The following is a 12292-nucleotide window of genomic DNA, read 5'->3' on the forward strand; positions in this document are numbered from 1 at the left end:
GGGGCGCCCCCAGCCGTGTACCGGGGTCCGCTCGTCAGCCCTTGGCGGTGCACTTCGGCAGGTCGGCGGTGTCGCCGCTGCGGATGTCCTTCAGGGCGTCGAGCGCGTCGCCGATGGTCTTGACCTTGACCAGGGTGAGCCCGCTCGGGGTGTCCTTGGCGGCGGCCGCGCAGTTGTCGGCGGGTGTCAGGAAGTACTGGGCGCCCTTGCTGCGCGCGCCGACGGTCTTCATGTCGATGCCGCCGATCGGCCCGACCGTGCCGTTGTCGTCGATGGTGCCGGTGCCCGCCACGAACTTGCCGCCGGTGAGGCTGCCCGGGGTGAGCTTGTCGTAGATGCCGAGCGCGAACATCAGTCCGGCGCTGGGCCCGCCGACGTCGGCGAGCTTGATGTCGATGGTGAACGGGAAGGTGTGGTCGGTCCCGGCGGAGATCCCGACGATGGCCCGCTTGGGGCCGCTGTCGGAGGAGGCCGCCGTCGTGATCGTCACGTCCTGGGTCCTGGTCGCCGTCTTGTGCTCCTTCTCGGCGGCGGCCTGCTCCTTGGCGGGGACGACGGTGAAGACGACGTCCTGACCCGGCTTGTGCTTGGTGACGAGCTTGGCGACGTCGGACGGCTGCTTCACCGCCGTGCCGTCCACGGCCTTGATCACGTCACCGGCGTGCAGCCGGCCCTCGGCCGGGGTGCCCTTGACGACGGTGGAGACGATCACCCAGGACTTCACCGGGACGCCCAGTTCCTTCAGGGCGGCGACCTTGGCGCTCTCCTGGGACTGGCTGAACTCCTCGGCGTTCTCCTGGGTGGACTGCTCCTCCGTCTTGCCGTCCGGGTAGAGCGTGTCGTGCGGCACGATCTTGGCGTCGCGCGCCAGCCAGCCGTAGACGGCCTCCACCAGGTTCATCCGGAAGTCGGCGCTGGTGACCCGGACGGTGGTCATGTTCAGATGCCCGTCCGTCGGATAGGTCTTGTGCCCGTCGATCTGCAGCACCGGCTCGCCGTCGTGCTCCCCGAGCGTGTTCACGGTCGGCCCCGGGGACATCTCCGAGTACGGCACGGGGATGAGCACTCCCGCGCACAGGAGCGCGATCAGCATCAGGGTGGAGGCGAGCATCGTCGCGGTGCGGCGTGGCATGTCACGACAGTACGGGACGCCCCTGTCAGCGCACCGTCAGGGCACCCCCGTCAGGCGCCGCGCGCACCCGAGCGCGGCTTCTCCATAGCCTCGCGGAAGCGCGCGTACCCGTCCAGTTCGGGCCCGTCGCTGCGGGCCTTGCGGGTCCGGTTGGCCCAGCTGCCCCACAGTCCGGCACCGACCGCAGCCACCAGCGGAATCAGCAACCAGGCAAGCGCCGCCATGCCGACCTCCCAACCCCATGAGCGTCCGCAACTGACTGATCAGCAGATTAACCATCCGCACTGACAACGCTCACGCCAGGGGGGCGGTTACGCAACCGGAGGGGGTGGTGGGCCGAACGTGAACACAGGTGTGCGTGCACTCGGGTGTGGCTGATGTCAACAGGCGCCGACCCACTCCTCGGTCCCGTCGGAGAACTTCTGGTGCTTCCAGATGGGCACTTCGTGCTTGAGGTCGTCGATCAGCTTGCGACACGCCTCGAAGGCCTCGCCCCGGTGCGGGCACGACACACCCACGACGACGGCGAGGTCCCCGACCTCGAGGTCACCCACCCGGTGGACGGCGGCCAGCGCGCGCACCGGGTACTCGGCGACGACCTTCTCGGCGATCCGCCGCATCTCGGCCTCGGCACTGGGATGGCAGGAGTACCCGAGCTGGTCGACGTCGGCACCTCCGTCGTGGTTCCGCACGGTCCCCACGAACAGCGCGATACCACCGGCGGCGTCGTCCCCCACGGCCCGGAACACCTCGTCCACGGACAGCGCGGTCTCCCGGATGCCGATCAGCTTGATGGGGTCCTGAGCCGCCTGCTCACCGGGGTGATCGTTCGTAACTGCCATACGTCCATCGTGCCGCATGCCCCCGACAACGAGGAATACGCGTTTCACCATGCACGCGCGCGGGATGCTTTGGAGCCTTCTACAGTCACCTCTCGACCCACAGGGTCGGGTGGTAGGGCCACCTCTCAGCCGACCGAGTCGGGTGGTGGGTGGGCATAGGCCGAGGGTCCAGGGGGCGGGAGCCCCCTGGCGGGGTCCAAGGGGCGGAGCCCCTTGCCTCAGCGCCGCCGAGCCTTACGAGCCCGCCGTACGACAGCAGCCGCGCCCAGCAGGGCAACCGTCGCCCCCGCAGCACCCGCAGCCGTCGCGTCCTTACGCCCCAGCCGACGCCCGGCAACCGTATGCCGCCCGGAAACCTCCTCCAGCAACTCCGCGAGCACCTCCTCATTGGTCCACCGCGCCCGCCACCCGGCGTCATGCAGCCGGCTCCCGCTGATCACCCAGGGATACATCGTGTAGGCCAGATCCCCCGCCGGAGACGGAGTGAGCCCGATCCGGTGCAACCGGGCCGCCGCGCCGAGCGCGACCGCCGACGGCAGCTCCATCCGCCGGATCCCGCTCAGCTCCTCCACCTCCTCCTGCTCCAGCCACCCGTCACAGCCGACCGCCAGCTCCCCGTCGACCTTCTCCAGAACCGCGTACTCCAGAGCACTGCACAGATCCTCGACATGGCAGAACTGCCACGCGGGCCGCGACCCGGCGACGACCAGCAGCCGAGGCGACTCGAAGTACCTCGTCAGCGCGGTGTCCGTACCTCCCACCAGCACAGCCGGCCGTACCACGGTCACGTTCAGCCCCGGATGCGCCCGCGGAGCGCGCCGCGCCAGCCGTTCGATCTCCAGCAGATCCCCGACCCCGGTGGCCTCGGCCGTGGCCCGCAGCTCGGCGTCCTCGGACAGCGGCAGCTCGTTGTCCGGCAGCGCGCCGTACACCATCGCGGACGTACACAGCACCACCCGGTGCACGCCGGCAGCCGCAGCCGCGGTCAGCACGGTCTGTGTCCCCCGGACGTTGTAAGCGGTGCGGGCGGCCGTGTCGCTCCCGAGGTCGAGGTCGAGCGCCAGATGCACCACGACATCCGCGCCGCGCAGCTTGTCCGCGATCGCGGGGTCGCGCACGTCGAGGATGTGCCACTGCGCGGCCGCGCACTCGCCGCGCCGCTCGTCGATGGCGATGACCTGCTTGATCTCCTCGGACGCGGCGAGCCGCTCGGTGAGCAGGGCGCCCACCCCGCCGGCGGCACCGGTGACCGCGACGACGGGTCCGCGCACGGAGGGCGGGGTTGAGGGGTTTCGCGCTGCGCGAACCTGCGGATCTGGGGAACTCACCGGGCGTCTCCAGCGGTTGTCTTCAGTACGAGCGCGACCGACGCGTCCGTACCAGGTGCATCCATCCTGCCGCAGGCGTTCTCTGGACGAAGCACCGAGGCCCGATCGGGTCCGGGTGTCTACGCTGGGTGGTGAAGTCGGGCAGCCGCGCCGCCGGAGACAGACCGGCGGCCTTACCAGCCGAGGAACCCCGTGAGTGACACCCCATTCGGATTCGGCCTTCCGCCGGAGGAGCCGGAAGACGGCGACGAGGGCAAGAAGAAGGACCAGCAGAGCGGTGGTGGGCAGGGACCGGCCAACCCGTTCGGTTTCGGCGGCCTGCCCGGAGCCGGGGGCTTTGGCGGCTCCGGCGCCGACAATCCGCTCGCAGCGATGTTCGGTTCCCTGAACCCCACCGACCTGGGCGCCGCGTTCCAGCAGCTGGGCCAGATGCTCTCCTACGAGGGCGGCCCGGTGAACTGGGACATGGCCAAGCAGATCGCCCGCCAGACGGTCTCCCAGGGCACCCCGGACGGCGTCAAGGACGCGAGCGTCGGCACCGCCGAGCGCACCGCGGTCGAGGAGGCCGTCCGCCTGGCCGACCTGTGGCTGGACGACGCGACGTCCCTGCCGTCGGGCGCCGCCTCGGCGGTGGCCTGGTCCCGCGCGGAGTGGGTCGAGGCGACCCTGCCCGCCTGGCAGGAGCTGGTCGACCCGGTCGCCGAGCGGGTCGGCGCGGCCATGGGTGACGTCCTGCCGGAGGAGATGCAGGCCATGGCGGGCCCGCTGATCGGCATGATGCGCTCGATGGGCGGTGCCATGTTCGGCACGCAGATCGGGCAGGCCGTAGGCGTGCTCGCGGGCGAGGTCGTCGGCTCGACCGACATCGGCCTGCCGCTGGGCCCGGCCGGCCGGGCCGCGCTGCTCCCGGCCAACGTGGCGGCCTTCGGCAAGGACCTCGGCGTGCCGCAGGAGGAGGTCCGGCTCTACCTGGCCCTGCGCGAGGCCGCCCACCAGCGCCTCTTCTCGCATGTGCCGTGGCTGCGCTCGCACCTGTTCGGGGCGGTCGACGGGTACGCGCGCGGGATCAAGGTCGACACGGCCAAGCTGGAGGACGTGGTCGGCCAATTCGACCCGCAGAACCCCGAGCAGCTGCAGGACGCCCTCCAGCAGGGCATGTTCCAGCCGGAGGACACGCCCGAGCAGAAGGCGGCTCTGGCCCGTCTGGAGACGGCTCTGGCGCTCGTCGAGGGCTGGGTGGACGCGGTGGTCCACGCGGCCGCGAAGCCGCGTCTGGCGTCCGCCGACGCCCTGCGCGAGACCCTGCGCCGGCGCCGGGCCACCGGCGGCCCCGCGGAGCAGACGTTCGCCACGCTGATCGGCCTGGAGCTGCGCCCGCGCCGGCTGCGCGACGCCTCCCGTCTGTGGGCCTCGCTCACGGACGCGCGCGGGGTCGACGGCCGGGACGCCCTGTGGGCCCACCCGGACATGCTGCCGACGGCCTCCGACCTGGACGACCCGGACGGCTTCGTGCACCGTGAGCAGCTGGACTTCTCCGAGCTGGACAAGATGCTCGGCGAGGCGGCGAGCGGCTCCGGCGAGAAGCCGAACCTGACGAAGGACGACAAGGACGACGAGCCCAAGGGCGACGACGCCGAGTGAGCCTGTACGACGACGCGGTCCTCGTGCTGAAGGGGTACGAGGACCAGGGAGACCTGCGCCAGGCCTACCTGGACCATCTGGCGGCGCACCCGGACGGCATATGGAAGGCCTGCCACGCGGGCCACGTCACGGCGAGCGCGCTGGTGATCGACCCCGAGCACGGCCGGGTGCTGCTCACGCTGCACCGGAAGCTGCGGATGTGGCTGCAGATGGGCGGCCACTGCGAGCCGGGCGACGCCTCGCTGGCCGCGGCGGCCCTGCGCGAGGCGACCGAGGAGTCCGGCATTCCGGGGCTGACGCTGCTGTCCGGCGGACCGGTGCGACTGGACCGGCATTCGATCCCGGCGCCGTGCCACTGGCACTTCGACGTGCAGTACGCGGCACTGGCCCCGAGCGACGCCGAGCACGTGATCAGCGACGAGTCGCTGGACGTGCGCTGGTTCGCCTACGACGAGGTGCCGGACGTGGCGGACGAGTCGGTCGTACGCCTGCTGGACGCCACACGCGCCAGGCTGTGAACGGGTAAGGGGCGACCGCCATAGCGGTCGCCCCTTACGTTTGCTTTCCGGACGGTCAGCTCCAGACGTTGCCCTGGTTCTGACCGCGCGCCCCCTGCTGCCCCATGCCGAACTGCGCGGCGAGGCCCTGACCGATCTGGGCGTTCTGCGGCGGCAGCAGCTCGCTGGGCTGCACGAGCGCGAACCCGGAGCCCATGAAGCTCAGCTCCCAGCCCTCACCGGTGTTGCCCCGCCGCCGCCACACTCCCGAGGAGTGCGTCTGGGCCTGCATCTGCACGCGCAGCCCGGTGGACCAGGCGACGATCGCGTCGGCGTCGCAGTTGACGTACTTGTCGGGCGTGACCTGCATCAGCAGCGGCGCACCCGAGGTCATCAGGGCCACCTTGCCGCGCCCGGTGATGTTCAGCTGGTACTTCCCGGACCCGGAGATGCCGTAGAGGCTGTCGACGGCGATGACCTCGTGGTGCAGCGAGGAGTCCATGGCGAGGACGTAGCTGCTGTCGACCGTCAGGCCGTCCTGCTCGACGTCCAGGACGTGCACATGCTGGGCGAGGTTGGCGAGGTAGACCGTGCCCTGCCCGTGGCAGCGCATCAGGTCCAGCCCCTCGCCGGTGTACGCACGCGCGCGTGCCTGGTTGTTGCTGCGGTACTCGGCGTCGAACTCGACCAGCCCCTGGTAGGCGACCATGGTGCCCTTGCGGGCGAGGAGGTCGTCGTGGCCCTCCAGGGTGACACGGAGCATCTGCTTGTTCTGCAGGCTCCAACGCTCCTGCGTCTGGGAGTCGTTGTACGCGAAAAGCGGACTCTGCATGGTGCTTCTGACTCCCCCTCAGCCCCGGAACCGGAGACGGTCGGTGCTGTCCTCGCTGGGCTGGACGACGACGATGCCCTGGCCGGAGAAGGCCATCTGGTAGGCCTCACCGCTGCCCCGGCCGATCAGTGACTGCGCCTTGAAGCTGCGCTTGCCCTTCACCTTCAGGTTCGGCGACCAGGCGACGAGCGCGTCGGGGTCGACGTACGTCTCGTCCTCGCCGCCGCCGCAGTCGACGACGATCGGCTTGCCCCGGGAGGTCAGCGCGACCCAGCCCTGCCCGGAGATCCTGGTGTTCCACAGGCCCTGCCCGGCGAACTTGGCGAGCCCCTTGACCCGCTCCACGCCCCAGCTGAGGTGGGCGTCGAAGGCGAGCAGGTTGGTGGCGTTGACGGAGATACCGTCGCCGTTGAGGTTGATCACGACGACGTTCGCGCCGTAGTCGGCGAGGTAGAGCAGTCCGTCGCCGGAGCACTTCATCAGCGGCGCGCCCTCGCCGGTGATCCAGTCGCGGGCGATCTGGCGCACGGCCGGCGGGTTGGGCTCGTACTGGATGAAGCCTTCGTAGGCGACCATCGACCCCACGCGCGCGAGGAGGTCGTTCCCGGTCTGCAGGGCGACCTTCAGCATGTGGTCGCCGTGGTTCTCCATACGGGCGGTGACGGGTGCGGGGGCGTAGCCCGCGAGCGGCTGGTTCATGACGGGCTCCCTCAGACCTCGTACGGCTGGACGACGATGAAGTTGCCGGGCGCGCCCCGGAACTGCAGGTTGACGCTCTCGCCGGTGTCGCCCGGGTAGGCGTTGCGGCGCATCCGGACCTGGCTGGAGACGATCACCTGGGAGGCGGCCGACCAGGCGACCACCGCGTTGCAGTCGGCGAAGGTCGTGGGCGTCACGGGCAGCACGACGGGCGTGCCGTGCGTCTTGACGACGATCGTGCCGGTGCCCTGGAACTGCATGGTGAACAGCGCGCCGCCGGGGATGCCGTGCCCTTCGATCCGGCGGACCTCGTACTGGAGGCTCTCGTCGAAGGCGAGGACGTTCTCCGAGGAGACGCAGATCGCGTCGCCCTGCAGCTCGACGGGGTGCAGGTAGGTGGAGTTCTCGGCGAGGAACACCTGGCCCTGGCCGGTGCAGCGCATCAGCTGCATCTCCTGGCCGGTCGCGTTGCCGACGAGCCGCCCGGCGAACCCGGCGCCCTTGTAGCCGAAGTCGACCTTGCCCTGGTAGAGCACCATGCTGCCCTGCCGGGCCAGCACGGGCTGCCCGCCGATGCCGAGGTCGACCCGGACGAGCTTCGAGTTCTGCTGCGTCCAGCGCTGCCCGGTGGGCGTCTCCTTGAACGCCTGGAGCGCGGCCGACACACCGGCACCGCCCTGGGGAGCGCCCTGCGGCACTCCGTAGGGGGCTGCCTGCTGGCCGGGGACCTGGCCGCCGTAGGGCGGCTGCTGGCCGTAGCCCGGGGGCATGGGCGCGCCCGGCTGGCCACCGTAGGAGGGCTGCTGGCCGTAGCCCGGAGGCATCGGCGCGCCGGGCTGGCCGCCGTACGACGGCTGCTGCGGCGGCTGGCCGTAGGGCGCGGGCGCCGGGGCCGGCGGATGGACCGTGCCGCCGGGGGGCGGGGTCAGGGGGGCGACGATCGTCGGCGCCGCGTGCACGTTCGGCACGGGCGCCGGGGCCGGGGGCGCGGGTGCGGCCGGCGGCGCGAATCCCTGCGGAGCGGGCGCCGGCGCGGGGGCGGGTGCCGGTGCGGCCGGGGCGCCGAACGCGGGCGGCGGGCCGGCCTGTGCGGGCGGGGCGAAACCGGGGGCGGCGCCGGACTGCGGCTGCTGCGGGGCGGCGGGCGCCTCCTCCTCCATCACCTCGCCGCCGAAGTTCTTCAGCAGCGCCTCCAGGCCGCCGTCGAAGCCCTGCCCGACCGCGGCGAACCGCCACACGTCCTTGAAGTAGAAGTCACCGAGCATCACGGCCCGCTCGGTGGAGAACTCCGAGCCGTTGAAGGAGTACCGCGCGACCTCCTCGCCGCCCGCCACGATGCGCACGTATCCGGGATCGATCTGCGACATCTGCCCGGCACCGTCGATGGTCGCCGTGAAGGACAGCTTGCGGATGTGGGAGGGGATCCGGTCCAGGGTGACCCGGAACGACTCCGTGTCGCCCGACTGGGCACCCAGCAGCTGGATGGACTCCTCCGGGGACTTCGGCTGGTTGAAGAAGACGAAGTACTGGTCGTCCGAGAGACGCTCGTCGGCGTCCAGACCGAAGCAGCTGATGTCGAAGGTCAGTCCGGGGGCGGAGATCTGCACACCTACGTACAGATCCGTGCCCGCCGTGAGGTCACCGACCTTGGCCTTGTGGCCGCGTTGGAATTCCCTGGCCATGCGTTACGACCGTCCCCCATCCCGAATGTGAGTGCGTCGCGCCAGGCTAACGGCAAACCCCGACAACGGACGCAGTCGGTACAGACCCGGTACACAACCGCGAGCGGCGGAGGACGTACGGCGCCCGGCTCACTCCCCGCGCGCGCCGGGCACATGCGGCAGCCGCTCGGCCGCCACCACCCCTTCGAGGTAACCACGGGCCCGCTCGGTGCGCGGGTAGGACTCCAGCAGCCGCCAGAAGTCCGGCCCGTGACCGGGCACCAGCAGATGCGCCAGCTCATGGCAGAGCACGTAGTCGACGACGTACTCCGGCATCCCCTGCAGCCGGTGCGAGAGCCGGATGCTGCCCTCGGCCGGGGTGCACGAACCCCACCGGGTGTTCTGGTTGGTGACCCAGCGCACGGAGGCGGGGCGCGCCCGGCCGTCGAAGTACTGGGCCGACAGCCGCTCGGCGCGCTCGGTCAGCTCCGCGTCGCCCAGCACCCGTTTGCTCTCCTGGGCGGCCAGTTTGTCGAGCATGACGGTCACCCAGCGCTGCTCCTCCGCCTCGGACATCCGGGCGGGGATCAGCACGACGGTGCGATCGCCCTCGCGGTACGCGGAGACCGTGCGGCGGCGCCGGGTACTCCTGCGGACCTCGATCGCGCTCGCCCCCGAGCCGCTCGGCGGCTGGCTCGTCGTGCTGCGCTGTGACTTTCCGGCGCGGTGCAGGGGGTCGGCGGGCACGCCCCGACGTTACCCGCTGCACAGCGCCGAAGTCCCGGCTCCGGGACGGTTCGATGCCGATGCCCCACCATGCGTTTGATTTGTACGACCGATATGTCCGACTGGTGCGGCCGATTCGTACGACGATCATCCCCCGCCTGTGGACAACGCCCGCCACCCGTCAGCACGTCCCGGCATGCTGGCAGACGTCGACAGAGCACGACCGGCTCCACCGACAACACGGATGTCCATCGACATCCACTCGCTCAAGGAATGTTTCAGGGCAATTCACGCGATACGGGGGACCTGTCATGCACCCGATGGTGAAACCCGCGCTGCGGCGCGGCTGGCGCGACCTCAACACCGTGCAGTTCGGGATGACTCCGGCGCACGCGATGACACTGGGACCGATGGACACGGCCACCGGCAGCTTCCTGGAACTGCTCAACGGCACCCGCGCCCTCCCCCTGCTGCGCGAGGAGGGCCGGCGCATGGACCTGCAGGAAGACCACGTCGACGCACTCCTCGACCGGCTGGCCCGGGCCGGCCTGCTCGACGACACGCGCGGCGGCGGACCGGCCGCCGACACCCTGCGCGAGAAGACGGACGTCCTGGAGCGGCTGCGCCCCGACCTCGCCTCGCTCTCCCTGAGCACCCCCGAACCCGGCGGCGCCCTCGGCCGGCTCGCGGCCCGCCGCTCCCTGCGGGTGCAGGTCCGGGGCGCGGGGCGGGTCGGCGCCGTACTGGCCTCGGTACTGTCCGGGGCAGGCATCGGCGAGGTCGACGTGCGCGACGTGGGACGCGTGGAACCGTGGGACGTGGCCCCGGGCGGGCTGCCCGCCGAGTCCCTCCGAGAGCGCCGGGACACAGCGGCACGGGCAGCAGTCCGCCGCGCCGCCCCCGACCGCCCACCGCGCCACACCCGCTCCACCCGCTGCGGCACGGAGGATCCCGGACTCTCCCTGGTGATCCTCACCCCCCGGGACGACGTCGCCGTGCACACACCGGACCCGTTCGCCGCCGAACCGCTCATGGCCTCCGGAACGCCCCATCTCTACGCAGGCGTCGTGGAAGGCACCGGAGTCGTCGGACCGCTCGTCCTGCCCGGCGAGACGAGCTGCGCCGGCTGCCTGCACCAGGACCGCACGGACCGGGACCCTGCCTGGCCCCGCCTGGTCGCCCAGTGGCGCTCCGGAAAGGCCCGCCGCGTGGGCGCCTGCGACCTGGCGCTTGCCACGACGGTCGCGGGACTGGCCGCCGCACACGCCCTCGCCTTCCTCGACGGGGCGTCGCCGTCCAGCGCGGGCGCCCGCTGGGAGACGTCCCTGCCCCGTCTGAACTGGCGTTCCCGGCCGGTGCGGCCACACCCGGCGTGCGGGTGCGGGGCGGCGGAGAGAGGAAAGGGGGAACACTCCTCAACCGACGGGGAGCCGCGCGAGACAATGGCGGTGCAACGGCCGACGACGGTGCGACGAAGCAAGGCAGGCGCGGCGCGGCCGACTGGGACTTGGAGGGCGCATGTCTGATCTTCCCCGGAAGGCGGTCACCCGTACCGCCAAGCTCGCCGCGCTCCCGCTCGGCTTCGCAGGCCGGGCGACCTGGGGGCTGGGCAAGCGGATCGTGGGCGAGTCCGCGGAGATCGTCGGCCGGGAGCTGCAACAGCGCACCGCGGAGCAGCTGTTCAAAGTCCTCGGGGAGTTGAAGGGCGGAGCCATGAAATTCGGGCAGGCCCTGTCCGTCTTCGAGTCCGCCCTCCCGGAGGAGGTCGCCGGTCCCTACCGCGCGGCACTGACCAAACTCCAGGACGCGGCTCCGCCGATGCCGACCCGCACGGTGCACGCGGTGCTCGAGGAGCGGCTGGGAGCGGACTGGCGGGACCTGTTCCTGGAGTTCGAGGACAAACCGGCGGCCGCGGCCTCCATCGGGCAGGTGCACCGGGCGGTGTGGCACGACGGCCGTGAGGTGGCGGTCAAGGTGCAGTACCCGGGCGCGGGCGAGGCCCTGCTGTCCGACCTGAGTCAACTGAGCCGTTTCGCCCGGCTGTTGGGGCCGCTCATCCCCGGCATGGACATCAAGCCGCTGATCGCGGAGATGCGGGACCGCGTCTCCGAGGAACTGGACTACGCGCTGGAAGCCCAGGCCCAGGACGCCCACGCGCAGGAGTTCGCGGACGACCCGGACGTGGTGGTCCCGGCCGTGGTGCACCAGTGCGACCAGATCCTGGTCACGGAGTGGATCGACGGGATCCCGCTGTCGGAGATCATCACGGACGGCACCGAGGAGCAGCGCGACCGTGCCGGCCAGCTCCTGGCCCGCTTCCTGTTCTCCGGACCGGCCCGCACCGGCCTGCTGCACGCCGATCCGCACCCCGGCAACTTCCGTCTGCTGCCCGGCGGCCCGGACGGCGACGACGACTGGCGCCTGGGCGTCCTGGACTTCGGCACGGTCGACCGGCTCCCGGGCGGCCTGCCCTCACCGATCGGCATCTCACTGCGGATGACCCTGGACGGCGAGGCGGAGACCGTCTACGAGCTGCTGTGCACGGAGGGGTTCGTCAAGGACTCCATAGAGCTGGACCCCGACGCGGTCCTCGACTACCTGCTGCCGATCATCGAGCCGGCCCGGGTCGACGCGTTCACCTTCACCCGCTCGTGGATGCGCAGCCAGGCCGCCCGCATCGCCGACCCCCGCTCCCCCGCCTACCAGCTGGGCAAACAGCTCAACCTGCCGCCGGCCTATCTGCTGATACACCGGGTGACGCTGAGCACCATCGGCGTGCTGTGCCAACTGGGAGCCACGGTACGGCTGCGCGAGGAACTGGAGGAGTGGCTGCCCGGGTTCGCACTCGAGGACGAATGGACCGAGGAGGAACCGGCGGCGGAGGCCTGATCGGGGGTACGGGGGTACGGGTCCTCCGGGCTGCCGGGCTGCCGG

Annotated in this window: 12 protein-coding genes; 4 read left to right on the forward strand and 8 right to left on the reverse strand. The window is 71.3% G+C overall.

Going from position 1 to position 12292, the window contains the following annotated elements; all coding sequences use genetic code 11:
- Positions 1 to 34 precede the first annotated feature (34 nt).
- The 4 genes from BEK98_RS10865 to BEK98_RS10875 all read right to left on the reverse strand — a co-directional run bounded on the left by BEK98_RS10865 (position 35) and on the right by BEK98_RS10875 (position 3302).
- Positions 35 to 1132, reverse strand: coding sequence for a YlbL family protein (locus BEK98_RS10865; RefSeq protein WP_208643069.1), 1098 nt, complete (start codon positions 1130 to 1132; stop codon positions 35 to 37).
- Between the two features lie 50 nt (positions 1133 to 1182).
- Positions 1183 to 1356 carry a hypothetical protein gene (locus tag BEK98_RS48930; protein ID WP_167444129.1) on the reverse strand — a complete coding sequence of 58 codons (174 nt, stop codon included), beginning with the start codon at positions 1354 to 1356 and terminating at the stop codon, positions 1183 to 1185.
- A gap of 156 nt (positions 1357 to 1512) precedes the next feature.
- The gene (locus tag BEK98_RS10870) at positions 1513 to 1974 is read right to left on the reverse strand and encodes a molybdenum cofactor biosynthesis protein MoaE (RefSeq protein ID WP_094216223.1); all 462 of its coding nucleotides are present in this window, start codon (positions 1972 to 1974) and stop codon (positions 1513 to 1515) included.
- A 218-nt stretch (positions 1975 to 2192) separates the two neighbouring features.
- A complete protein-coding gene (locus BEK98_RS10875) occupies positions 2193 to 3302 on the reverse strand; it encodes an SDR family oxidoreductase (RefSeq protein WP_094216224.1) in 1110 nt (369 codons plus the stop codon).
- A 192-nt stretch (positions 3303 to 3494) separates the two neighbouring features.
- Between BEK98_RS10875 and BEK98_RS10880 the strand changes: the two genes are divergently transcribed.
- Both BEK98_RS10880 and BEK98_RS10885 read left to right on the forward strand, forming a co-directional pair.
- Positions 3495 to 4943, forward strand: coding sequence for a zinc-dependent metalloprotease (locus tag BEK98_RS10880; protein ID WP_094216225.1), 1449 nt, complete (start codon positions 3495 to 3497; stop codon positions 4941 to 4943).
- Positions 4940 to 5461: an NUDIX hydrolase gene (locus BEK98_RS10885; RefSeq protein WP_094216226.1), complete on the forward strand. Its 522-nt coding sequence runs from the start codon at positions 4940 to 4942 to the stop codon at positions 5459 to 5461. The genes BEK98_RS10880 and BEK98_RS10885 overlap by 4 nt, the downstream gene beginning before the upstream one ends.
- Positions 5462 to 5516: 55 nt before the next feature.
- On the opposite strand, the gene BEK98_RS10890 is transcribed toward BEK98_RS10885, so the two are convergent.
- The 4 genes from BEK98_RS10890 to BEK98_RS10905 form a co-directional block, all read right to left on the reverse strand.
- Positions 5517 to 6272 carry an AIM24 family protein gene (locus BEK98_RS10890; protein ID WP_094216227.1) on the reverse strand — a complete coding sequence of 252 codons (756 nt, stop codon included), beginning with the start codon at positions 6270 to 6272 and terminating at the stop codon, positions 5517 to 5519.
- A gap of 18 nt (positions 6273 to 6290) precedes the next feature.
- A complete protein-coding gene (locus tag BEK98_RS10895) occupies positions 6291 to 6971 on the reverse strand; it encodes an AIM24 family protein (RefSeq protein WP_094216228.1) in 681 nt (226 codons plus the stop codon).
- 11 nt (positions 6972 to 6982) lie between these two features.
- A complete protein-coding gene (locus BEK98_RS10900; RefSeq protein ID WP_094216229.1) occupies positions 6983 to 8653 on the reverse strand; it encodes a TerD family protein in 1671 nt (556 codons plus the stop codon).
- A gap of 129 nt (positions 8654 to 8782) precedes the next feature.
- Positions 8783 to 9379, reverse strand: coding sequence for a M48 metallopeptidase family protein (locus BEK98_RS10905; protein ID WP_094216230.1), 597 nt, complete (start codon positions 9377 to 9379; stop codon positions 8783 to 8785).
- Positions 9380 to 9669: 290 nt separating this feature from the next.
- Between BEK98_RS10905 and BEK98_RS10910 the strand changes: the two genes are divergently transcribed.
- Together BEK98_RS10910 and BEK98_RS10915 are read left to right on the forward strand one after the other, a co-directional pair.
- Positions 9670 to 10884 carry a TOMM precursor leader peptide-binding protein gene (locus BEK98_RS10910; RefSeq protein ID WP_094216231.1) on the forward strand — a complete coding sequence of 405 codons (1215 nt, stop codon included), beginning with the start codon at positions 9670 to 9672 and terminating at the stop codon, positions 10882 to 10884.
- Positions 10877 to 12247, forward strand: coding sequence for an ABC1 kinase family protein (locus tag BEK98_RS10915; RefSeq protein ID WP_094216232.1), 1371 nt, complete (start codon positions 10877 to 10879; stop codon positions 12245 to 12247). Before BEK98_RS10910 ends, BEK98_RS10915 begins: the two co-directional genes overlap by 8 nt.
- Positions 12248 to 12292 lie beyond the last annotated feature (45 nt).

The organism is Streptomyces diastatochromogenes (genome assembly GCF_002242805.1).
Taxonomy (GTDB): domain Bacteria; phylum Actinomycetota; class Actinomycetes; order Streptomycetales; family Streptomycetaceae; genus Streptomyces; species Streptomyces diastatochromogenes.

What these genes read in the sequence shown, in the direction of transcription:
- BEK98_RS10900 (WP_094216229.1), bottom strand. Translation starts at nt 8,653, where the DNA reads ATGGCCAGGGAATTCCAACGCGGCCACAAGGCCAAGGTCGGTGACCTC.
- BEK98_RS10895 (WP_094216228.1), bottom strand. Translation starts at nt 6,971, where the DNA reads ATGAACCAGCCGCTCGCGGGCTACGCCCCCGCACCCGTCACCGCCCGT.
- BEK98_RS10890 (WP_094216227.1), bottom strand. Translation starts at nt 6,272, where the DNA reads ATGCAGAGTCCGCTTTTCGCGTACAACGACTCCCAGACGCAGGAGCGT.
- BEK98_RS10870 (WP_094216223.1), bottom strand. Translation starts at nt 1,974, where the DNA reads ATGGCAGTTACGAACGATCACCCCGGTGAGCAGGCGGCTCAGGACCCC.
- BEK98_RS48930 (WP_167444129.1), bottom strand. Translation starts at nt 1,356, where the DNA reads ATGGCGGCGCTTGCCTGGTTGCTGATTCCGCTGGTGGCTGCGGTCGGT.
- BEK98_RS10915 (WP_094216232.1), top strand. Translation starts at nt 10,877, where the DNA reads ATGTCTGATCTTCCCCGGAAGGCGGTCACCCGTACCGCCAAGCTCGCC.
- BEK98_RS10865 (WP_208643069.1), bottom strand. Translation starts at nt 1,132, where the DNA reads ATGCCACGCCGCACCGCGACGATGCTCGCCTCCACCCTGATGCTGATC.
- BEK98_RS10910 (WP_094216231.1), top strand. Translation starts at nt 9,670, where the DNA reads ATGCACCCGATGGTGAAACCCGCGCTGCGGCGCGGCTGGCGCGACCTC.